This is a genomic window from Microvirga ossetica, assembly GCF_002741015.1.
Classification (GTDB): Bacteria; Pseudomonadota; Alphaproteobacteria; order Rhizobiales; family Beijerinckiaceae; genus Microvirga; species Microvirga ossetica.
Map to the genome: position 1 here is coordinate 5,424,086 of NZ_CP016616.1, position 21,625 is coordinate 5,445,710.

Annotated in this window: 16 protein-coding genes and 1 pseudogene; 7 read left to right on the forward strand and 10 right to left on the reverse strand. The window is 63.8% G+C overall.

Annotated features, from left to right (window positions below; all coding sequences use genetic code 11):
* Positions 1 to 7: 7 nt before the first annotated feature.
* The 3 genes from clpA to BB934_RS25845 all read left to right on the forward strand — a co-directional run bounded on the left by clpA (position 8) and on the right by BB934_RS25845 (position 3,415).
* Positions 8 to 2,473, forward strand: a complete 2,466-nt coding sequence (gene clpA / locus BB934_RS25835) for an ATP-dependent Clp protease ATP-binding subunit ClpA (protein ID WP_099512236.1) — start codon at positions 8 to 10, stop codon at positions 2,471 to 2,473.
* Entirely contained in the window at positions 2,470 to 2,718 is a 249-nt protein-coding gene (locus tag BB934_RS25840) for a hypothetical protein (protein WP_099512237.1), read from the forward strand. Before clpA ends, BB934_RS25840 begins: the two co-directional genes overlap by 4 nt.
* 127 nt (positions 2,719 to 2,845) lie before the next feature.
* Positions 2,846 to 3,415: an NADPH-dependent FMN reductase gene (locus tag BB934_RS25845; RefSeq protein WP_210422176.1), complete on the forward strand. Its 570-nt coding sequence runs from the start codon at positions 2,846 to 2,848 to the stop codon at positions 3,413 to 3,415.
* A gap of 2 nt (positions 3,416 to 3,417) precedes the next feature.
* On the opposite strand, the gene BB934_RS25850 is transcribed toward BB934_RS25845, so the two are convergent.
* From BB934_RS25850 to BB934_RS25860, 3 genes are all read right to left on the reverse strand, one after another.
* Positions 3,418 to 4,593 carry a GNAT family N-acetyltransferase gene (locus BB934_RS25850; RefSeq protein ID WP_099512238.1) on the reverse strand — a complete coding sequence of 392 codons (1,176 nt, stop codon included), beginning with the start codon at positions 4,591 to 4,593 and terminating at the stop codon, positions 3,418 to 3,420.
* 176 nt (positions 4,594 to 4,769) lie between these two features.
* Complete coding sequence (locus BB934_RS25855) at positions 4,770 to 5,522, reverse strand: glycerophosphodiester phosphodiesterase family protein (protein ID WP_099512239.1); 753 nt, start codon at positions 5,520 to 5,522, stop codon at positions 4,770 to 4,772.
* Positions 5,519 to 5,989 carry a RidA family protein gene (locus BB934_RS25860; RefSeq protein ID WP_099513229.1) on the reverse strand — a complete coding sequence of 157 codons (471 nt, stop codon included), beginning with the start codon at positions 5,987 to 5,989 and terminating at the stop codon, positions 5,519 to 5,521. Before BB934_RS25860 ends, BB934_RS25855 begins: the two co-directional genes overlap by 4 nt.
* A gap of 125 nt (positions 5,990 to 6,114) precedes the next feature.
* On the opposite strand from BB934_RS25860, the gene BB934_RS25865 reads away from it, so the two are divergent.
* A complete protein-coding gene (locus tag BB934_RS25865) occupies positions 6,115 to 6,951 on the forward strand; it encodes a cell envelope integrity EipB family protein (protein ID WP_099512240.1) in 837 nt (278 codons plus the stop codon).
* Between the two features lie 88 nt (positions 6,952 to 7,039).
* Here the strand turns inward: BB934_RS25865 and BB934_RS25870 are convergent, their stop codons facing one another.
* Positions 7,040 to 7,693 carry a DinB/UmuC family translesion DNA polymerase gene (locus tag BB934_RS25870; protein ID WP_472436436.1) on the reverse strand — a complete coding sequence of 218 codons (654 nt, stop codon included), beginning with the start codon at positions 7,691 to 7,693 and terminating at the stop codon, positions 7,040 to 7,042.
* A 583-nt stretch (positions 7,694 to 8,276) separates the two neighbouring features.
* Here BB934_RS25870 and dinB point away from each other — a divergent pair.
* Positions 8,277 to 9,329: a DNA polymerase IV gene (gene dinB, locus BB934_RS25875; protein ID WP_237050377.1), complete on the forward strand. Its 1,053-nt coding sequence runs from the start codon at positions 8,277 to 8,279 to the stop codon at positions 9,327 to 9,329.
* Positions 9,330 to 10,297: 968 nt separating this feature from the next.
* Here dinB and BB934_RS47335 read toward each other — a convergent pair.
* Complete coding sequence (locus BB934_RS47335; protein WP_157934310.1) at positions 10,298 to 10,918, reverse strand: hypothetical protein; 621 nt, start codon at positions 10,916 to 10,918, stop codon at positions 10,298 to 10,300.
* 1,440 nt (positions 10,919 to 12,358) lie between these two features.
* Complete coding sequence (locus BB934_RS25890) at positions 12,359 to 12,679, reverse strand: hypothetical protein (RefSeq protein WP_099512244.1); 321 nt, start codon at positions 12,677 to 12,679, stop codon at positions 12,359 to 12,361.
* Between the two features lie 625 nt (positions 12,680 to 13,304).
* Here BB934_RS25890 and BB934_RS25895 point away from each other — a divergent pair.
* On the forward strand, positions 13,305 to 13,499 hold the full coding sequence (locus BB934_RS25895; RefSeq protein WP_099512245.1) for a hypothetical protein: 195 nt from the start codon (positions 13,305 to 13,307) through the stop codon (positions 13,497 to 13,499).
* A gap of 345 nt (positions 13,500 to 13,844) precedes the next feature.
* On the opposite strand, the gene ltrA is transcribed toward BB934_RS25895, so the two are convergent.
* Positions 13,845 to 15,128 carry a group II intron reverse transcriptase/maturase gene (ltrA, locus tag BB934_RS25900; protein WP_237050102.1) on the reverse strand — a complete coding sequence of 428 codons (1,284 nt, stop codon included), beginning with the start codon at positions 15,126 to 15,128 and terminating at the stop codon, positions 13,845 to 13,847.
* Between the two features lie 705 nt (positions 15,129 to 15,833).
* Between ltrA and BB934_RS25910 the strand changes: the two genes are divergently transcribed.
* Complete coding sequence (locus BB934_RS25910) at positions 15,834 to 16,265, forward strand: DUF3597 domain-containing protein (RefSeq protein ID WP_099512247.1); 432 nt, start codon at positions 15,834 to 15,836, stop codon at positions 16,263 to 16,265.
* Positions 16,266 to 16,369: 104 nt separating this feature from the next.
* On the opposite strand, the gene BB934_RS25915 is transcribed toward BB934_RS25910, so the two are convergent.
* The 3 genes and pseudogenes from BB934_RS25915 to BB934_RS25930 form a co-directional block, all read right to left on the reverse strand.
* On the reverse strand, positions 16,370 to 17,749 hold the full coding sequence (locus BB934_RS25915; RefSeq protein ID WP_099512248.1) for a pyridoxal phosphate-dependent decarboxylase family protein: 1,380 nt from the start codon (positions 17,747 to 17,749) through the stop codon (positions 16,370 to 16,372).
* A 308-nt stretch (positions 17,750 to 18,057) separates the two neighbouring features.
* A pseudogene (locus tag BB934_RS25920) lies at positions 18,058 to 18,510 on the reverse strand (transposase); the annotation flags it as partial.
* A gap of 510 nt (positions 18,511 to 19,020) precedes the next feature.
* Positions 19,021 to 21,498 carry a PBP1A family penicillin-binding protein gene (locus BB934_RS25930; RefSeq protein ID WP_237050103.1) on the reverse strand — a complete coding sequence of 826 codons (2,478 nt, stop codon included), beginning with the start codon at positions 21,496 to 21,498 and terminating at the stop codon, positions 19,021 to 19,023.
* Between the last annotated feature and the right edge of the window lie 127 nt (positions 21,499 to 21,625).

Here is a 21,625-nt window from a genome sequence, read left to right on the forward strand (position 1 = left end):
CAAGCCGTTGCCGAGCTTTTCTCGCAGTCTTGAACAAGCCCTTCACCGAGCGCTCGCTCTCGCAGGCGAACGTCGCCATGAATACGCAACCCTCGAACACCTCCTCCTGGCCCTGATCGACGACCAGGATGCTGCGGCCGTCATGCGAGCCTGCAATGTCGATCTCGACGTTCTCCGCCGTAACCTAGTCGATTACGTCGACAGCGAACTCGCCAACCTTGTCGCCGATGGACGCCAGGATTCGAAGCCGACAGCCGGTTTCCAGCGCGTGATCCAGCGGGCGGTGATTCATGTTCAATCCTCAGGCCGCGACGAAGTGACGGGCGCCAACGTGCTGGTTGCCATCTTCGCCGAGCGGGAAAGCCACGCCGCATACTTCCTGCAGGAGCAGGACATGACCCGCTACGACGCGGTCAACTATATCAGCCACGGCATCGCCAAGCGCCCCGGCCTCACCGAGAGCCGTTCTCCGCGCGGCGCCGAGGAGGAAGCCTCCAACGAGCGTCCGACGCAGGAAGAAAACGACACGCGCCAGAAGAAGAAGGGCGATGCCCTCGATGCCTATTGCGTCAACCTCAACAAGAAGGCGAAGGATGGCCGCATCGATCCGCTGATCGGTCGCGAGTCGGAGGTCCAGCGCACCATCCAGGTCCTGTGCCGCCGCCAGAAGAACAACCCGCTCCTCGTCGGCGATCCCGGCGTCGGCAAGACCGCCATCGCGGAGGGACTTGCCCGCAAGATCGTGCAGGGCGAGGTGCCGGAGGTGCTGAAAGGCGCCACCGTCTTCGCCCTCGACATGGGCACGCTTCTTGCCGGCACGCGCTATCGCGGCGATTTCGAAGAGCGCCTGAAGCAGGTGATGAAGGAGATCGAGCAGCATCCGAACGCGATCATGTTCATCGACGAGATCCATACGGTGATCGGCGCCGGCGCCACCTCCGGCGGCGCGATGGATGCCTCGAATCTGCTCAAGCCCGCCCTCGCCCAGGGCACCCTGCGCTGCATCGGCTCGACCACCTACAAGGAATACCGCCAGTATTTCGAGAAGGACCGGGCCCTCGTGCGCCGCTTCCAGAAGATCGACGTCAACGAGCCGTCGGTGCCGGATGCGATCGAGATCGTGAAGGGCCTGAAGCCCTATTTCGAGGAGTTCCACAAGCTCAAGTACACCAACGACGCCGTAAAGGCGGCGGTGGAGCTCTCCGCCCGCTACATCAACGACCGCAAGCTTCCGGACAAGGCGATCGACGTGATCGACGAGACCGGCGCGTCGCAGATGCTCCTTCCCGAAGGCCGTCGCAAGAAGACCATCGGCATCAAGGAGATCGAGGCGACCATCGCCACCATGGCGCGCATTCCGCCCAAGACCGTGTCCAAGGACGACGCGGAGGTGCTGGCGCACCTGCAGGACACCCTCAAGCGGGTCGTCTACGGGCAGGATAAGGCCATCGAGGCGCTGTCCTCCGCGATCAAGCTCGCCCGTGCCGGCCTGCGCGATGCGGAAAAGCCCATCGGCTCCTACCTCTTTGCCGGACCCACGGGCGTCGGCAAGACGGAAGTGGCCAAGCAACTGGCTGTTTCGCTCGGCGTCGAGCTCCTGCGCTTCGACATGTCGGAGTATATGGAGCGGCACACGGTCAGCCGCCTGATCGGCGCGCCTCCCGGCTATGTGGGCTTCGACCAGGGCGGTCTCCTGACCGACGGCATCGACCAGCATCCGCATTGTGTGCTCCTGCTCGACGAGATCGAGAAGGCGCATCCGGATCTGTTCAACATCCTGCTCCAGGTCATGGACCACGGAAAGCTGACGGATCACAACGGCAAGCAGGTCGACTTCCGCAACGTCATCATCATCATGACCACGAATGCGGGCGCCGCCGACATGGCCCGCCCGGCCTACGGCTTCACCCGCACCAAGCGGGAGGGGGACGATACGGAGGCGGTCAACAAGCTGTTCACGCCCGAGTTCCGCAACCGTCTCGACGCGATCATCTCCTTCGGCCACCTGCCGAAAGAGGTTGTTCAGAAGGTCGTCGACAAGTTTGTCATGCAGCTCGACGTCCAGCTGGCTGACCGCAATGTCTCGATCGAGCTCACCGACGAGGCACGCGACTGGCTGGTCGAGCACGGCTATGACGAGGCCATGGGCGCCCGCCCGATGGGTCGCCTGATCCAGTCGACCATCAAGACTCCGCTGGCGGACGAGGTTCTCTTCGGGCGCCTCAAGGATGGCGGAGCGGTCAAGGTCATCGTCAAGACGGACGAGATCGGCCTCCAGAGCCTGGGCTTCGAATATGTCGAGGGCCCGGTGAAGCCGAAGGCGGAGAAGGTCGTCACGAACGCGGCCAAGAGGAAGCCCAAGGCCAAGTCCGCCTCGTCGAAGACGAAAAAAGCGGTGAAACCGAAGGGATCCGATGGTAATGGGGGTGGAGGCGTCCGCACCGTTCCGAAGGTTCCACTGGTTAGAGCATGACGACTGAGATCCACGAGGGGCCGCTCCAGGCCCACCCCAGTGAGGCTCCGGCGAAGCTATCGTGGCGCGAGAAGCGCTACCTGCGTCGTCGCCGGCGCGTCCGGTTCGAGGAGCTTATGGGCTGGGTCCTCGTGCCCGTCATCCTGCTCGGCTGCTACTGGCTGCTGGATGTCGGCCTGAACGCCATGGGCACCTCGCCCGCTGCGATCATGGAAGGCATCGAGGCGGTTCTCGCCAGTCTCTGAGAGCGCCCTTCGTCGCATCGTGATTTCGAAAAAGCCGCATCGGATCTCTCGTCTGGTGCGGCTTTCTTCTTTTCGACCTCGCCCTGTGCGCTAGTTCTGAGATAACTTGGTGGATCGCGAGGACATGGTGACGAAGCTGGTCGGTATCTCGGGAAGTCTGCGCAAGGGCTCATTCAACTCGGCCCTGCTTCGCAGCGCGGCCGGCCTGATGCCCGAGGATTCCGAACTCGTCGTCGACACCATTCGCGGCATTCCCCTCTACGACGCCGACGTCGAGGTCGAAGAGGGGATTCCGGAGCGGGTCGCGGAGCTGAAGGAGGCCATCGTCGCGGCGGACGGCCTTCTTCTCGTGACGCCGGAATACAACAACTCGATTCCCGGCGTGTTCAAGAATGCCATCGACTGGCTCTCCCGACCGGATTCGGACATCAAGCGGGTGTTCGGCGGCAGGCCCGTTGCCGTGATCGGCGCCTCGCCGGGCAATTTCGGCACCATCCTGTCCCAGAATGCGTGGCTGCCGGTCCTGCGCACGCTCAGAACCGACTTCTGGGCCGAGGGACGGCTGATGGTGTCGCGCGCTCCAACCGTCTTCAACGAGGACGGGACGATCGCGGAACTGAAGATCGAGGAGCAGCTTCGAAAGTACCTCGAAGGCTTCGTCGCCTATGTTCGTCGGCGGAACGTGCCGACACGCTGATCTCAATCCTCTTCGCGCTGCTTGAACGGAGTGGCCTCGGCGAGCTCCTCGGCAGCCTCCGACACATAGAGGCGCTCCTGATCGAGATAGGCCTGCACGGCCCGGCGCAGGGACGGATCGGCGATGTCGTGCGCCGACGATGTGATCACGGGCCGGTAGCCGCGCGCCAGCTTGTGCTCGCCCTGCGCCCCGGCTTCGACCCGGTCGAGTCCGCGGGCGATGGCGAAGTCGATGGCCTGGTAATAGCAGACTTCGAAATGCAGGAAGGGGTGATCCTCGATGCAGCCCCAGTTGCGCCCGTAGAGCCGCTTGTCGCCGATGAGATTGATGGCGCCTGCGATGTAGCGGCCGCCGCGCTTAGCCATCACGAGAAGCACGCGCTCCGCCATGCGCTCGCCGATGAGCGAGAAGAAGCTGCGGTTGAGATAGGGCCGGCCCCATTTGCGCGAGCCCGTATCCATGTAGAAGGCGAAGAACGCGTCCCAATGGGCCTCGGTGATGTCGCGTCCCGTGATCCATTCGATGGAGACGTCGTTCGCCAGCGCATCGCGGCGCTCGCGCCGGATCGCCTTGCGCTTGCGCGAGGAAAGCGCCGCGAGAAAATCCTCGAAGCTGCGGTAGCCGTCGTTGAGCCAGTGGAACTGCCGGTCGTCACGACGAAGAAACCCTTGAGCGGCGAAGGCGTCGAGATCGTCCTGCTGCAGGAACGTGGCGTGGATCGAGGAGGCTCCCGTCTGGTCCCGCAGCGCCCGCAGGCCGGCGATCGCATAGGAGCGGATTTCGGAAGCGCGCGCGCCGTTCGAAACCAGGAGGCGCGGGCCCGTGACCGGCGTGAACGGCACCGAGACCTGGAGCTTCGGGTAGTAATGGCCGCCGGCGCGGGTATAGGCATCGGCCCAGGAATGGTCGAAGACATACTCGCCCATGGAATGGGACTTGAGATAGCACGGTACGGCGCCGAGGAGCTTTTCCGCGTCGTCCTCGACCAGCACATGCACGGGCGTCCAGCCGGTCTTTGCACCGACGCAGCCCGAATCTTCGAGAGACGAGAGGAAGGCGTGCGAGACGAAGGGGTTGAACGGATCGTCGTCGCCGTAGCCTGGGCCGAGCGTGCAGGCGTCCCAATCCGCAGCGGGGACCGCCTTCAGGCCTTGGGCAATTTTGACTTGGAACGTCACCGAGTGGAAGGACCCCGCCGTACGGTTCTAGAGCTAAGCGCTCGGCGGGATCCATGCAATATCGGGAGGATGCGACAAACACCGTCGTGAAAAGCTGGCTCGCACAACTGCCGACGATTTGCTCTGAGGCCGGGGCGCATTTTCCCTCCCCACAAGGGGGGAGGGCTTTAGGCGATTCAGGGCAGGAAGCCCTCGAAGACCATCTGGTCCGCGTGCTTCTCGGCGCGGGCTCGATCCTCGGGATTGCGCACGGTCCAGGTCATCACCGGAACGTGGCCCATGAGCCTGCTGAGATAGGTCGAGGCGCAGGGGATGTCCTTCACGCGCCAGGAGAGGAAGTGCGGCTGCGTCTCCGAGAAGTGCAGCAGGTTCGCCATCCGGTGCTTCTGCTCGGGCGGCAGGAAGCCGTCCGACTTGGAGGCGTATTCCAATTCGCCGATGAAGCCGCGCGTGATGTCGGGCGCGTTCTCGCGCAGATGGGCCACGATGTCCGGATCGAAGGATTTTACGACGAACGGACCCTGATAGTCCTTCAGGACCTCGATCACGCGCTTCGTCAGCCGCATGTCGCCGTTGAACTTGCTCTTGACCTCGATGACGAGCGGCGTGCGCCCGGCGATGGCGGCGAGATAATCCTTGAACGACGGGATCCTGTCTCCGCCCTTGGCGCCGGCGATGCCGATCCCGCTCAACTCCGAGAGCTTGCGCTCGCCCACGAGGCCGGTCTGGCCGGTGAGCCGGTCGAGCTCGAAATCGTGGAACACGATGGCTTCGTTGTCGCCCGTCAGCTGCACGTCGAGCTCAATCGGGAAGCCGCGCGCGATGGCGGCTTCCGCGGCCGAGATCGTGTTCTCGATGATGCCTTCGGCTTTGTTATGGAGGCCGCGATGGGCGATGGGCTTCGCGACGAGCCAGCTCGGGGTGCTCATTTGACTTCAAACATTCCTTCGACCTCGACGCAGGCATCGAGCGGCAGCTCCGCGACGCCGACGGTGGAACGGGCATGGCGGCCCGCTTCTCCGAGAACCTCGACCATCAGATCCGAGGCGCCATTCATCACGGGCGCAAGGGCGGCGAAGGTCGGCATCGCGTTGATGAAGCCGCCGAGGCGGACGCAGCGCGTGACCCGGTCGAGATCGCCGACGGCAGCTTTCAGCTGCGCGAGGAGGTTGATGGCGCAAAGCCGCGCGGCTTCCTGGCCCGTCTCGGGCGAGATCTCCGCACCGAGCTTGCCCTTGTGGGCATCGGCCATCTTACCGTCGAGACCAAGGCAGAGCTGGCCGGAGATAATGACGAGATTGCCGGTCCGGACGAAGGGAACATAGTTCGCGACCGGTGCGGCCGGGGTCGGCAGGGTGATTCCCAGCGTCTTGAGTTTCGTGTCGACTGCGCTCATGGAAGCCTCGATGCGTGACATCATCCGGACGGAGTAGTGGCGGATGAGCCGGAAGGACGCAAGCGGGAACATTGCCCTGTCCGCAAGAGGATCCTATCCTGTGATGGGTGGGATCGGGAGAAGATATGCGTTTGCTTGTTGCGGCCACTGGCCTGTCCATCGCCCTTTTGTCGCCTGCCTTCGCGGAGGCGGCAAAGTCTCCGGTTCAACTGGCTCCCCATCGAGCCGTCTACGATCTTTCCCTCATGCGTGCGGGCAGCTCCAACGGCGTCGAGAACGCGCGGGGCCGCATCGCCATGGAATTCGGCGGCGATGCCTGCGATGGCTATACCCTCAAGTATCGCCAGGTCACGATTCTCAACAGCAGCGAGTCGGGCTCCAACACCCTCGATATCCAGACTGCGACCTACGAAACCGGCGACGGCCGCTCGATGCACTTCAAGTCCACCTCGTTCCGCCAGGGGATGCTCAAGGACGGCGAGGTTGACGGCGACGCGAAGCTCACGGCCCAGGGCGACCTGAATGTCGACCTGAAGCAGCCGAAGAAGACGGTGTTCGGGTCGACCGGCGAGACGGTATTCCCGACCGAGCACCTCAAGCGCCTGATCGAGGCGGGCCGCCGGGGCGACACGACCCTGTCCATCCGGGTCTATGACGGCTCGAACAAGGGCGACAAGGTCTACGACACGCTGGGCCTCATCGGACGCCGGATCGAACCCGGAGCGGCGCTGACATCGGTCGAGGAACCGGCGAGGCAGCAGCTTTCGGCCCAGGCCCGCTGGCCCATCACCATCAGTTACTTCGAGGGCGGGCAGGCCGACCGCATGCCTGTCTACAGGATCTCTTTCGAGCTCTATGAGAATGGCGTCAGTCGCGACCTGAAGCTCGATTACGGCGATTTCGCCCTGCGCGGCGAGCTGAAGACCCTGGACGTCCAGACGCCGAGCGCCTGCCAGCGCTAGCACACCTCCTGTTCGTCCCGAGGACGCACTGTTTAAGAACGAGCATCGGATTGGACCCGAAAGTGGAATCCACTTTCGGGTCGCATACCTAGTTCTTGCGCAGCACGATTCCCTTCAGCACGGCGCCGGCGCCGAACTTGTCGCGGATCTTGTCGATGGCGGCTTCCATATGGGCCTGGCGCACCACGCTCTGATCGGCGAGGTCGCCCTTGTCGGCATCCGCCGCATCGCAGAGGTCCGCAGCCCCGATCCCGATGAGGCGGAAGGCGGTGCCGTCGCAGGAAGCCTTCAGGAGCTGACGCGCCGGATCGAACAGCCGGGCGGCAAGCTGCGTTGGCGCGAGGCCCGAGCGGGTGCGGGTCAGCAGCCGGAAATCCTTGTCCTTGAGCTTCAGCGTCACGCTGCGGCCGGCAAGCCCCGAGGCCTTGAGCCGGCGTGAGACTTTCTCCGAGAGCCGCCACAGGATCGGCTCGAGATCCTCGAAGGAGCGCAGATCGCTCTCGAAGGTCGTTTCCGCCGAGACGCTCTTCGTTTCCCGTTCGGGGGTGACCGAGCGGCGGTCCTCGCCCCAGGCCAATCGGGACAGGCGCTGGGCGTCCCGGCCGAGCGCCTCGAACAGGGTCTTGAGCGATACCTCGCGCAGATGGACGATCTGGGTCACGCCGACCTTGGCGAGCCGGCTCTGGGCGGAGGCGCCGATGCCGGGGATGATGCCGACCGGCTTGTCGGCGAGGAAGTCCAAGGCGTCCTCGCGGCCGATGATCGAGAAGCCACGCGGCTTCTGGAGGTCGGAGGCGATCTTGGCGAGGAAGTCTTATGCACAGGTGAGGGTGTCAACTAAGAGAGAGAACATTGATCTACATCGTCAATTTCTGTTCCACTCGTCCAAAGTGTAAATAAATTAAATGTATGGCACTCAAACAGTGTGCCCGCTGATCGATAAGGTTAGGAGTTGGGTTTGCGCTGCCGGGCTAGGCGAGAATTGGAGCACTCACTAACTACCTATCGGGATTGTCCATCTAGTCGAGGGTTTACATGCCAACGGACAATCACCTGATACGGGGCGGGTCCCATTAAATTCAACAGGTTAATTCTAGCCCTCTGCTCACTCGCAGCACCATCTGTGGATCAAATCGTTGGTCGGATTGAGACGTACCTATCCACGGAGTACATTTCGGGAACATGGACTGTTATGAGATGACAACGACTCATGATGGATCCGAGGTCAAGCCATGTCCGACAACACCGAGGATCATGAGGGATTAACCGCCGCGAACCATGTGCCATCCAGTCAGGGATGTCAGCGCAAGGTGATCCATGTCGACATGGATGCTTTCTATGCGAGCGTAGAGCAGAGAGACAATCCGGAACTGCGCGGCAGGCCACTCGCTGTCGGTGGCTCGCGCGAGCGCGGGGTGGTCGCCGCAGCAAGCTACGAAGCCCGTCGCTTCGGCGTACATTCTGCGATGCCCTCAGTAACTGCCAAGCGCCAATGCCCTGACCTGATCTTCGTGAAGCCCCGCTTTGACGTTTACAAAGAGGTGTCTTTGCAGATCAGGGCAATCTTCGCCGAATATACGCCGTTGATCGAGCCATTGTCCCTCGACGAGGCTTACCTCGACGTTACTGAAAATCTGAAGGGGATTGAGTACGCTACTCAGGTCGCGAAGGAGATTAGGTCTCGAATCTGGCAGGAGACGCACCTAACGGCATCTGCTGGAATCAGTGTAAATAAATTCCTAAGTAAAATGGCGTCGGATCAGAAAAAGCCAAATGGTCAGTTCGTGATTACGCCGGAGATGGCACCGGTCTTTGTTGAGGGCCTACGGGTCGGCAAGTTTCATGGTATCGGGACCAAGACTGAGGAGAAGATGAATCGCCTCGGCATCTTCACAGGCCTGGACCTCAAGGAAAGGTCGATTAAGTTCCTTCAATATCACTTCGGCAAGGCAGGCACCCACTATTACTGGATTTCCCGCGGCGTGGACGAGCGTCCCGTCCAGCCGGACCGCATCAGGAAATCGATCGGTGCGGAGAACACCTTCTCGCGTGACCTCTCCGGATTGGAGGAGATAAAACTGGCTTTGGTCCCCATAGTCGAAAAGGTGTGGAGTTACTGCGAGAGAACCGGGATCCGTGGCCGCACTATCACCCTCAAAGTCAAGTACCAGGATTTTCAGCAGATCACCCGAAGCCGTTCCTTTCAGGAGGATATCGTCGACAGGTGCGGTATCGCCCGCATCGGTGAGGATTTGCTCGAAGGATTGTTCCCATTGCCGAAGGCCGTGCGTCTCATCGGTGTGTCCTTGTCGGGGCTCAACACTGAGACGGACGATACTAACAAGGATGGCGACCCGCAGCTATCGCTTGGGCTGTAAGCGGCCCCCTTGCCGTTCCCGCGATAGGATCTAACTATCCAGACAATATAGGGGTGAGGAATCCATCGCGTCTGTCATACCTTGCCCTGGTCCTGTCTAGGGTTCTGGCGTCTGAACGGCGAGGGGTGTGTACCGTGGCAAGCAGACTCTGATGCTTTTGCAACTCACGACGGGAATTCAGAGACTGAGAGGGCTGCTCGCCGTCCGGCCGGCGCGCCTTTCATAGCGCCGTAGCCGGCCGGACGGCGAGCAGCCCGTCCCCATGCCGTAGCACAGGCGACGATACTCCCTTGGCGCTACAATGCCGTGGAGACCCGTGCACGGCGAGATGGCAGGCACCCGACTCGGCGTTGTCCAGTCCGAGCCAGCATTAGATTCGCACCGGCAGCCACGGCAATGAAGATTATGGGCTACCCGAAGGATGCGGATGGCATCGATCGCGCGTTCGCTGGCGGCTTGTTCCATTCGGGCGATCGCACCGTCCGTGAGGTGGACGTTTACCAATGTAACTTCCTGAAGTCCTCAGCGCAATCGCCGGCCACGATAGCGGGCGAATGTCTGAATGGAGCCTATTTAGTGAATGAACAAAGGGCATAAAAGACTACGTTTGCACAAAAGTTTTATCACTGCATCAATTAGTTAAAGAGCCTTTAATTTTGATTCAATTGAAGACCGAGGCCCTTCGCGGGCCACCATGCGCCAAGGCAAACCTGGACGGGATTGGAAGACGATCTTTCTGTGTCAGAAGTGACTGAAGTGCAGCCGTTCAATCCCGTGAGCCATTCGTTGCCTGCATCTCGGCAATGAGACGGCCCCCCGCATCTGGCACACCTGAGACTTAAGCCCAACGTAGCAATCCCCGATAGTCGGAGGTTCGGTAGACGAGTCCAACACGGAGGACTTCATCCAGTTCGAGGTGCGCCTCGTGAACCACAAGGACGACCCCGAAGGCGAGATCCACCTCGTCGTTATGGCGAACGATGACAGCCCGTACTTCCGCGACAACTGCGGTCGCGGCGACGGGCCCATCGGCTGAGACGATTCCTCCCAACCTCCCGCCCGGTGGGCAGGCGGTCACGGTGCGTTGCCGGATCGCCCTTCCGGCAACGATGGCGCCGGGGGGGAATTCGGTCGCCGTGCGTGAAGGTTACGGCAGACATCGTTCCCGCATCGAAGAACGAGATTTCCAGTCCTTTTACGGAGACGAGGTCTCCTGGCTCCAGGAACGGGCGCTCCGAGCAGAAGGAAAACTGATACTTACCTTCGTCGGAGGCGACGTAGCGTCCCTTCGCGACGGTCCTGTCGCCGGATCGCTCGATGTCCGTAACCAGGAACAGCAACCATTCCTCGGCGGAGCGCCGTCCGAAACTCATTTTGGACCGTGGCCCCATCCTATTGATCGCCTCGATGATCCGCAGGATTTCGTCTTGCGTGCGGGGGGTGATGGGCTCCCACGGATCGTGGATCAAATTCCGTTCCCGCCACCCGCCCAGCCGCCGCGCGTTCGCGGTACAGACATGCTCGCGCCACTGCGGGCCGAGATCGTTCAGGTAGACACGGCTGCCGGATGGGCTCCGATAGCAAAACACCGATGATCTGCAAACGGGACACTTGGCGTTGGGGTTTGCGAAGTGAGCCTGTCCTCCCTGGCTCGCGTCGGGATCCCTTCGGTGATACCCGCCATACGACCGACCGGGATGCGCCGGGCCGAGGGATTGATTATTGGAGAGCCTGCCATCTCTCCGAACAGGCTCGCGTCCCTCCCAGTTGAATTTCGACATCGCATGAACCCTTCAGATAGCGGAGATCGTGACGGCACCGTCCCCGGGCATCGATCCATCGGCATCGACAGTGAATCCATCCAGGCTCCGGAACGGGCACGACATGGCGGGAGGCGGCTGGCCCGCTCAACCGTCCGTGAATCCGCCTCCGCCTCATGGCAGTGGCCGCGCCCCCGGACGGTTGAGCGGAAGGAACTTTCCAAGCTGCAATCAGCTTCGGTCTTTCCCAGTTTCAGGGGAAGTTTAGCGGGATCGGATCACGGGACCTCCACCCCGAAAGTCGATCATCCATGGGGCAAAAGGTGGAGATCCCACTTCCGCCGGGCCGGGCTGGCGTGATCGGACACGTCCCTCGAACCCGCGGCAACAACGCGTCAACCTCCAACCTGGCCGCTCTTTGCTCACGGGGCAGGTGCGGGATACGGGGTCGACCATCCGTCGTGCGGCGTCCAGTCGCCCAGGGACGCCTGCCCGAGCGCGGGAGCCCTTTGGGCCTAAGCCTAATCCCATCGTGACTCGATGTAGACGGCTAAACGGTTATTGAGCAAACTTGAGCTGATCGCGGTCGGTTGTTGAGTGGATCGCCCCGCCAGGATTCCGTGCGAATGGGGGCATCGCGGGTCCGTCCCCTGTGACGACGCATTCGCCAGCGCAACGCTCACCAAGCGTGGCACCATGGTTTTCGCGGACGCCGTTGAAGGATTCCCGGTGGGTCCGAATGTCAGTTCTCGCCCGCAGCGCTCCGAGGACTCGTGTGCGGCCTTTGCGTCCGCATGTGAAAAGCCCGCGCACTCTATCGGGAGGGCGCGGGCAATGAATGAATCCTTGGTCGAGATGCACCTGATTGGCTCGACCGGCAGCGCTATCAAAGGGTTTACGAACCGGAGAGTCAGGCTTTCGCCGATTCGAGTCAGGATAGCCCTGGGTTTGAGTCACACTTCTGGACTCGGGGACAACGGTGATGGCCGGATGGTTGAACATGATCCCCGTCAGGCTCGGGTCGGGCCGATGGAAGACGCGCCAGTCATGGATCCTCGGGCAGGAGGCCAGTGCGGCCTTGTCGGGATGGCATCCCCGCCGGATGTCGTCGAGGGCCTGCACGAGGCCGCGCAGCCGCTGGACTTCGGGCCCGAGTTCGGGAACCGGGGCATCGCTGGTGACGAGATAGGTCATATACATGCTCCGTCGCTGCGGCCCCGCGTGGCGGCCGGCGACCTTGGATGGTTGGGGGATAGGGTTCGGTCGGCGTCAGTCGTGGCAGCGGGAGACGCGGGTCTCCGGGCCGATGCGGGCCTCGTCGAGGTCGATCTCCACGAAGCGGCGCAGGGCCATGGCGGCGATCACGCCTATCGCGTCGCGCCCGTTGCGGATCGCCTGCATGCAGACGGCGAGCGGCATCGGCCCCTGCTCCTCGAGGAGCGAGAGCAGCCGGACTCGGTCACCGAGGGTGATACGGTACGCGGCGTAGCGCAGGAGGTCGCGGGCATTATCGAGGCGGAAGCCGTCATGCAGGTCGGCCTCGGGGACGGCTTCGTACCGGAGGCCGGCGTCGCGGGCCGCTTCGGACACCCAGGGCGGGGAGGCGATTTCGTGTCCGTCGGGACGGCGTCGACGACGACGGCGCCCGTCGACCGGATCACGGCGAAGTCGGGCACGTGCACGGCACCGTCGTGGGCAAGGACGGTGGGCAGGCACGTCCAGGACTCTACGGCAGGGTCGACGTCGAGCAGGGAGGCGAGGTCGCGCGCCGCTTGCGTCCGGAACAGGGGCGCGCCCTGGCAGCGGACGGACCCGCGCGGACCGAACGCAAGGGATGACGCGTCCTCGCGGATGCGGGCCAGCACGTCGGGTTCATCGTCAAGGACGATGGCGGAAGGGGAGGTGAGGGTCATGGATACGCTCGTCCCAAGGCGACGGCACGAGGCCGTTGCGTGAACCGGTCAGGGGCGGATGCGGGAGATCAGCGTATGCGGGCTATTCGGGCCGGGCGCACGGCGGCGGGGCGCGCAAGGCGCGGTCCGAAGTCGGCAATCTGTGCGGCAGCCTGGGTCATGATCGGAACAAATTAGAAACATGGCCACGCTTGTCAACCCAATATCCTTTACCCCTTTCGAGATTGGGCCATGTCATCTGGCAACTCGCTTGCGGGTCCGTCATCGCACGGGCAAGATCGCTCGATCCCGGGAGAGTGAGCATGGCAGAGAAGCAGGAGAATCCGGAAAGGCCCGAACCGCCCGAACCCGCTCCGGTCGCGAAGGCCGAGACGTTCGGGGAGGCGCTCGACAAGATGGGCTTCCGTCCACTCGACCCGCCCAGGCAGATCACCATCCGTCGGGTCGGACGGACCAGGCGGCTGACGCGCTGGAGAAATCCCGAGGAGCGGGACTGAATCCAGTGCTAAGACGCAGCCGCAGATAACCCGGATTGCCGTCCGGTTGGCCGCTCGGACCCGCAGGTGCCCCGAAGGCAGCCTACGACCTGAAGGTCCGGGAACGGCGCGTTCCGGAGATATACCGAATTTCTGCAAGGACTCGACAAGCGGACCTTCATTGGGTCCGCTCAACGCTACAGATTGGTAGAGTCGAGGTGTGGCGCGGTGGCGGTAGGATCAGCCTATCTGTTTCCGCCGCTTTCGCCGAGCGGTGCCTCACTAGCCGAGCCGTTGCTCCGTTTCCACACCCCGCTCATCGAACCGGACATGCAGATCTCCCGCATCCGGCTCTCGGACAAGACCTCACGCCTTCACCCACGGCACGTCGTGCCCAAGCCGGCTCAGGCGGACGAGCCCGAAGTGCCCGTAAAGATGCGAGAGGGGATAAGCCCCGCCCTTGCGTCGCCTGAGCTTATGCTTGGAGCGCAACCACCGGCGCAACCGCACCGCTGTGTAGGTGTCGAGCGCCCGATACGCCGGGTTGACGGTGCCTACTGAGAAGTAGTTCGCCCACCCGCGCAGCGTGCGGTTCAACTTGCCCACCAGCACTGTGGTCTCTTGCCATGTTCCCGCTCGGGCGGTCAGCGCGTGGATCTTCTCGACCATGCGCCGGATGCTCTTCTTCGAGGGCCGTTGCGCCAGGCGGGCCTGGCCGGTTCTCGCCGAATACATCCGTCCGAACGTGTATCCCAGGAAGTCGAACTCACCTTCCGGAACCTTGCAGATGCGTGTCTTCTCCTCGTTCACCGTCAGCTTCAGCTTGCCCATGATCTCGCGCAGCCGGTGCAAGGCCTCTTCGGCTTTGCCCTTCCTGCACAGGATCACGAGGTCATCCGCATAGGTCACGATGCGACTGCCGAGGCTGTGCTCCAGCCCGAGCTTCTTCCATCCCAGCACAAACCGGCGCATGTACAGATTGGCCAGCAAGGGTGAGAGGGGTGAACCCTGCGGGATGCCGCGCCGTTGATCGCGCGCCTCCGTTGTCCGTGTCGTCTGTCCTCGTGTGTCGGTTTCTTCCACGGGGCAGTCCAGCCACCCTCTGATCAGGTGCAGCACGCGCCGATCAACGATGCGGCGCGCCACTGACGTCATCAGCTCGGCATGGGGAATGCTCCCGAAGTAGTCCGCGAGGTCGGCGTCCACGACGTCCGGATGGCCTCGGAACAGCAGCTCTTCCACCTCGATCACCGCCTGCTGGGCATTGCGCCCAGTCCGGTAGGCGTAGAGTTCTGGTGGAAGGTCGGCCTCGAAGATCGGGTCCAGCACCAGCATCGCTGCTGTCATGCAGACCCGATCCCGCACGGTCGAGATGCCCAGCGGCCTGAGTTTGCCGTTGGCCTTCGGGATGAACACGCGTCTGATCGGGTCCGGTCGGTAAGTCTCCTGCCTGAGCGCAAGCGCCAGTTCACCCAGCCACCGCTCGACCCCATACGCCTCGATGTCCGCAAAGTCCTGACCGTCGCCACCCGGTGCGCCCTTATTGGAGCGGCACTGGGCATAGGCATGCGCCAGAATGTCCTCGCGGCTGATCTTGTCGTACAGGGCGTAGAAGCGATAACCGGCTTCTGCCTTCGCTTTCGCGTGCAACGCCGTCTGCAGTTTCTGAACACTCTTCGGAGTTGATAGGTTGCCCAATCTCCAGATCCCTCACCACGTCGTGCGTCTGTCTTGAACTGAGGTCCCTTTCCTCGACCAGCGTTGACTGGCTTCAGCGGTACTACGGACCTCTCCGCCACCCCAGGGCGCCCGGCCTGTCCCTCGCGGGCCTCCGGTTGGTCATCCCTGACCACGTCCTGGGGCTTCCCGTGTTGCGTGCGCTTTCCTTGTGTCCATGCTGCCGCCACTACCCCGGTGCAGCGCCTGGGCGTACTCTTTGCTCATTCACCCAGCCGTATCAGCCTTCCCCGAAAGGGTTGTCGGGTCGGCCTGCACATCGTCCTTTTCGAGGCTTGCTCAGCGTTCACTCACGTTGCGGCCTGCACACTCGCGCGGTCACCAATTCGTGACCCGCTATCCGAAGGCTTCAGCCATTTCGTTACCTCCATGACTGCTCCGGTTGCTTCCGGCTGGAGCGGTGGCCGGGTGGGACTTGCACCCACTGGAAAGCGCCGCCTTGTCACGGCGCACACCCCAAGCGGACCTTTAGAGGTCAAGACACAGCGTGGAACAGGTTCCATTCCTGCCGAGGCCAAAGGAACGCGCTGATCGTACGGGCATCATTGCCCCGGCCGATGCCGACTCTATTTGCCGATGGCGGGGGACGCTGGCGGACAGGTTCAACGGAAGGACACCATGAGCATCTTCAGCAGGATCAAGGACGCCATCTTCGGATCCGCTAAGGCGCAGGAGGCCTCTCCGGCATCCACGGCCGCACCGCCCGCGCAAGGGGCTGCCAAAGCCCCTGCGGCCACTGGGGCGACAGCCGCACCGTCCGCCCAAGCGGCCACGAGCGCAGCGCCGATGTCCCAGGTCGACGTTGAGGCGGTGCTGACAGATCTCGCGACGAAGAAGGGACAGAAGCTCGATTGGCGCAAGTCGATCGTCGACCTGATGAAGCTGCTCGATCTCGACAGCAGCCTCGACGCGCGCAAGGAGCTCGCGAAGGAGCTCAACTACACCGGCGACCCCTCCGACTCCGCGTCCATGAACATCTGGCTGCACAAGCAGGTCATGACCAAGCTTGCGGCGAGCGGCGGCAGGGTGCCCGACGACCTTAAGGACTAAGGCAGGAATAGATGGTTTCTTGTGACGATGCCCCATCCAGAGGGCGCATGGCGATCCCCCGGCTTCGGTGTCGTGGCGGGCGGTGGCTCATGGCCAACGGCTGATCAAGAATCCAGTCTATCGGCGGCCGTCGTGACCTCATCCACGATAGCGCAGACGTCGTCGGAGGTCGTCCGATGGTTCACGAAGCACGCCCGCAGCGCGAACTGGCCATTGATCGTGGCATTCGAAAGATAAACCCGCCCCCGCGCAATCACGCGCCGCAGGATCGCCTCGTTATCCGTCGTGCGATGGCGAAAGCAGACCGCACTCAAGGTCACAGGCGCGAGCAGCTCGAGGTCGGGATGCGCCATCACAGCTTCCGCAAGCAACAGCGCATGGCGAAGATCGCGCGCGATGGCTGCACGGTACGCCCGCCTTCCATGATACTGGAGCGACATCCATAGCTTCAGCGCACGGAAGCGCCGTGACAGCTCCATCGACTCATCGAAGAAGGCAAACCGCTCCGCAGTTTCCTGGTTGAAGATCCTGACGTAATCCCCGGACGAGGAGAATGCCTCGTGGGCGACGGACGTGTCACGATGGAGCAGGCAACCACAGTCGATGGGCTGGTACAGCCACTTGTGCGCATCGAGCGAGATGGAATCGGCCATGGCCAATCCCTGGAAGCGCTCCGGAACGGCCATCGCCGCCAATCCCCCGTACGCGCCATCAACATGCAACCACAGCCCTTCGGCCCGGGCGACGTCCGCGATCTCGCGAAGAGGATCGATGGCTCCCGTCGCAACCGTGCCTGCCGTGGCGACGACGGCAATCGGGGTCAGACCGTTTTGCTTGTCCTGGGCTATGCCATTCCTGAGTGCGTCCGTCTGCATTTGGAAGCCATCGTCCACTGGCACGTATCGGAGGTTGCGCCGACCAATGCCGAGAAGGGCGACGGCCTTCGGAATGGACATGTGCGCCTGTTCCGAAGCGTACACGACGCATGGCCGCGCGCCCGCCTCATTGGCCGGGAGCTTCGCTTCCCTCGCCATTGCCAGGGCCATGAGGTTGGCCGCTGATCCGCCGCCGCAGAGACTGCCGGAGAAGCCCGCGCACCCGACCGATTCAGCCAGCCATCCAATGACGGTGCGCTCGATCGTCGTTGCTGCCGGTGCCGATCTCCAAGATGTCACGTTCTGATTGAGGGTGGCCGCCAACAGCTCGGACAAGGTGCTGACCGGCTCCCCGGAACCGACCACGTACCCGAAGAAGCGAGGTCCGGTCGGACGCGAGCGGTCGGCGATGGTCTTGAAGTCGTCGAGGATTTCCCGGCCGCGCCCATCCTCAACCCATGCCCGCGAGAAGAGTCTCTCCGTCTCCTCCCCGTTCGTGTCGGGATAGGTCGGACGCTGATCGAGGCCAGACCAATAGTCCCTGGCGAGGTCGAGAACGGCCTCCGCCAACTCGGACAGCTCGCGGTCGAGGATTCCAAGCTCCTGCATGGCGTGCCTCAGAGCATTCTCAGAGACACACAAGTTAGACAAAACGACCTCGCCCGACAATCATGAGCCCGGGTTCCAACGGAAGCTCGTGGCCGTTCCCTCGCCTGGAAATTTCCTAGGATACAGATCTTCGCGGCTAGGCGCTCGTTTGGGTGAGTCTGCCAGAGCCGGGGAAAGCTGACGTTCATTGAGAGGTCGGACGGTGAAAGTTTGACCCGAAGGAGACCATCCCCAACAGGTTTCACCCTCCACCCCGTTCGGAGCTTCCTCAAGGTAATTGTCCTCTCGCCTTCGGGGAAATCCGACCTAAGTATTCGTTCCGAGCCGGTCCGCTGCCGGCCTCGGGCCCTCAGCAGCTTGTTCTCCCGGCATAGGGCTAGGAGCGTGTCGAGTAGACGCTCTTCTAAGCCTCCCGCCACCACACGACTGCGGAACTCGCTCAAGACGGAAGCATCGAAGCCAGGGTCGGTCAATTCCAGACCAAGCAAGTACTTCCAATCGATGCGGCTGCGGACCGCATCGGCCGCTCGCCGGTCGGAGAGGTTCTCGGCAAACTGTAGCAAACTCACCAGCGCCAGCCGCCACGGGCATTCGGCTGGCTGTCCGCAAGGGGCGAAGAGGGACGCAAACTGGGCTTCGGAGAAGATCGTCCCAAGGTGGTCGCGCAGGCGCAGATAGGGATTGCCATGTGGGAACGCGGCATGAGCGACGGCTGCCGTTGCGGCCGGGACATCACGGCACAGGGTCGGGCGGAGCGACATGAGGACCTCCGGGCTGGTGCTGCTGCCCTTAAACCCAGAACGCCAATCCCTGGCTCAACGGCTCCAGCCTATTCGCCAGCAGTATCTCCTTAGACGTAAGCGCGTGGCCCGCTCTGGCGCTCAAGAGCCGACATTCATTTGCTGGCACCCAGGCCGATCGACGAGGAACCTTGATGCATGGCTCGTCGTTCCTCGGCGACACGGCCGCAGCCCTCCGCGACCTGGCTGGCGCCTGGGATCGCCGCCTGCGTGCTGCCATGGCCGAGATGCCGGCTTGAACGATCGGCTGGCCACGACCGATGCCCTTTGTCCATGTGGCCCTGGGCTTTTGCCGGCATTCGGTAGCACACGGCAACAGCGGCGCGATGCCTGTCCTCGCGGCAAGGAGGCCAGGAGATGCGATCCGTCCTTGCAAAGGCGGTCGCGAGCCAACTCCTGAGCCTGCCTACGGTTCGGTCAGGGAGCAGTGCACTCACGAACAGGCAAGGATCACTTCCCTGGCCATGGCCCTCATCGCCCGCGCCGCCACACCCCGAGCCGGGCGGAGCGGGCCTGATCCTCGGCCGCCTGAAGCTCCTCCGACGCGTCCGGGGTTGCCCGGCCGCCGCCCGCCGCCAGGATGATGGCCGAGAGGTTGTAGTTCCCGATCCGGCAGCGCTGGACGCCGGGAGCGTCGCTCGGGGCGCAGGTCACTTCGCGGCGGCGCAGGAAGCGGGCGAGCTGGCGGGCCAGGGTGCCGCGCTCGCCCTGGATGCCCTCGAGCCGGACGATTGTGCCGCGGATCGCCAGGGTCCCGGTGTCCATCACCTCCGGCACCCCGCGCACGACGTTGGCTCCTGCGGCGGATGCGGCGGAGGATTCGGGATCGGCGTTGGCCACCTTGTCGGCCGGAGCCTGGCGCTTGTCCTTGGCCAGCAGCGGGGTCGCCCGGCTCAGGAAGTCGCGCCAGATCTCCGCCGGCAGGTCGCCGCCGACCACCTTGTTCATCGGCGCATTGTCATCGTTGCCGACCCAGACGCCGACGATGAGATCTGGTGTGAAGCCGATGAACCAGGCGTCGCGATACTCCTGCGTGGTGCCCGTCTTGCCGCCCGCCGGCACGTTCGGGAGACGTGCCGCCTTGCCGGTTCCCTCGCGCACCACCGCTTGCAGCAGGTCGAGCATCGCCATACGGCTCCCGCCCAGACCCTCCGTGCGGGGCGCAGCGCCCGGGCGGGTGAACAGGGCCTGCTGCGTCGTGCCCTGGATCGAGCGGACCGTGTAGGGCTCAAGCGCCAGGTTGCCGGTCGCCACCGCCGCGTAGGCGCGGGTCATCTCCACTAGGGTCACCTCGGCGGACCCGAGCGCCAGGCTCGGCACCGCAGGCAGCTCGGACTGGACGCCCAGGCGCTTGGCCGTCTCGATCACCGCCGGGATGCCGACCTCGTCGGCCAGTTGCGCCGCAACCGTGTTGATCGACTGCGCGAAGGCGTTGCGCAGGCTGACGGAGCCGCGGAAGCGACCATTCGCATTCTGCGGCTCCCAGTCGCCGATCTGGGTCGGGCGGTCGACGACCGTGGACTGCGGTTCGTAGCCTTTCTGCATCGCGGCGAGATAGACGAACAGCTTGAACAGCGAGCCGGCCTGCCGCCGCGCCTGCGTGGCGCGGTTGAACTGGCTCGCCTCGTAGTCGCGGCCGCCGACGAGCGCCCGGATGGCGCCGTCTGGTGAGAGCGCCACCAGGGCCGCCTGCGAGACGTTCTTCTGCCGACCCTCGGCATCGAGCCGGCGCTCGATGACGCCCTCGGCAAGGCGCTGGAGCTCCAAGTCGAGGGTGCTGCGCAGGGTCAGGTCGCCGGAGGCACCGCCGAGCAGTCGGCGCACGTCGGCGGCCGCCGTGTCGACGAAGTAGTTGGTGCCGGGCGGCGTCTCGGGTGGCACGCGCAGGTTCACGGGCTCGGCTCGCGCCGCCTCGGCCTGCTCCGAAGTGATCGCGCCGGTGTCGACCATGGCTTGGAGCACGGTGTCGGCGCGCTCCTTGGCGCCCCCGAGGTTGCGCGTCGGGGCGAGCTGGGACGGCGCCCGCACCAGGCCGGCGAGCATGGCTGCCTCGGCGAGCGAGAGCTCCTTCGTCGCCTTGGCGAAGTAGCGCCGTGCGGCGGCATCGACGCCATAGGCGCCGGAGCCAAAGTAGGCCGTGTTCAGGTAGCGCAGGAGGATCTCCTCCTTGCTGAGCTGGCGCTCCAGCCAGAGGGAAATGACGGCCTCCTGGATCTTGCGGCGCAGGTTCTGGTCGGGCGACAAGAACATCAGCCGCGCCAATTGCTGGGTGATGGTGCTGCCGCCCTCGCGCGTGCCGCTGGCCTGCCAGTTGCGCCAGGCGGCCCGCAGGATGCCCCATGGATCGACGCCGTGGTGGCTGTAGAACCGTCGGTCCTCGATGGACACGACGGCTTGGGCAAGGTGGGCGGGCACGTCGGCTGCCGTGACCTTGGTGCCCTTGAAGACGCCGCGGGTCGCGAAGGTCTCGCCGCCATCCGCCTCGACGACCAGGGCGCTCGGGGTCGGGTCGACCTGCAAGCCGCCGTCGAGCGGCAGGGTCGCGATGCTGTAGCCGACGATCAGGGCCAGCAGGACGGCGAAGCTGCCGGCGACGATGAGGGCGTGGCGGCGCCGGATGCGCCCCAGGAGGCGCTGCACTCCCGTGCCAACACATGCTGCACCTCTGATGATCGGCTCGCGCCATGGGCCGAGGACTGTCGCGGCGCGGGTCGCCGCAGCACGCGCCCGGCGCAGGGCGCCAGCGTACATAAGGCGGGTCCGTGCCATCGCCCTTTTGGCTAGCCGCCTGCCTTCCTCCATGGTCCCCCGGCCCGCCGGTGGCACCCGCGCGGCCAGCCGCCCGAAGCGGGAGGGAGCCAGGGTCTGCGCGGGGTCCGCCAACGACAGGATGTCCCTCTGCGGCTTGGGTCCGGAAGGCTCATCCGAAGTTGGGGTGGGTGTCGTCACGATCCTCGGCTTTCCATTGCTGCGCTTGTACAACCCGGACACGCGATTCGCGTTGCGCCGGGCCGGCCGACTTGTGCCCAGCCCAAGCGTGGCAGATCAAGGGCCTCCGCCACCGCATCGCCGGAAC

Coding starts and splice junctions, on each gene's coding strand:
- BB934_RS25840 (WP_099512237.1), top strand. CDS start 2,470: ATGACGACTGAGATCCACGAGGGGCCGCTCCAGGCCCACCCCAGTGAG.
- BB934_RS25855 (WP_099512239.1), bottom strand. CDS start 5,522: ATGAGCACCCCGAGCTGGCTCGTCGCGAAGCCCATCGCCCATCGCGGC.
- BB934_RS25860 (WP_099513229.1), bottom strand. CDS start 5,989: ATGAGCGCAGTCGACACGAAACTCAAGACGCTGGGAATCACCCTGCCG.
- BB934_RS25865 (WP_099512240.1), top strand. CDS start 6,115: ATGCGTTTGCTTGTTGCGGCCACTGGCCTGTCCATCGCCCTTTTGTCG.
- dinB (WP_237050377.1), top strand. CDS start 8,277: ATGGATGCTTTCTATGCGAGCGTAGAGCAGAGAGACAATCCGGAACTG.
- BB934_RS25895 (WP_099512245.1), top strand. CDS start 13,305: ATGGCAGAGAAGCAGGAGAATCCGGAAAGGCCCGAACCGCCCGAACCC.
- BB934_RS25910 (WP_099512247.1), top strand. CDS start 15,834: ATGAGCATCTTCAGCAGGATCAAGGACGCCATCTTCGGATCCGCTAAG.
- BB934_RS25915 (WP_099512248.1), bottom strand. CDS start 17,749: ATGCAGGAGCTTGGAATCCTCGACCGCGAGCTGTCCGAGTTGGCGGAG.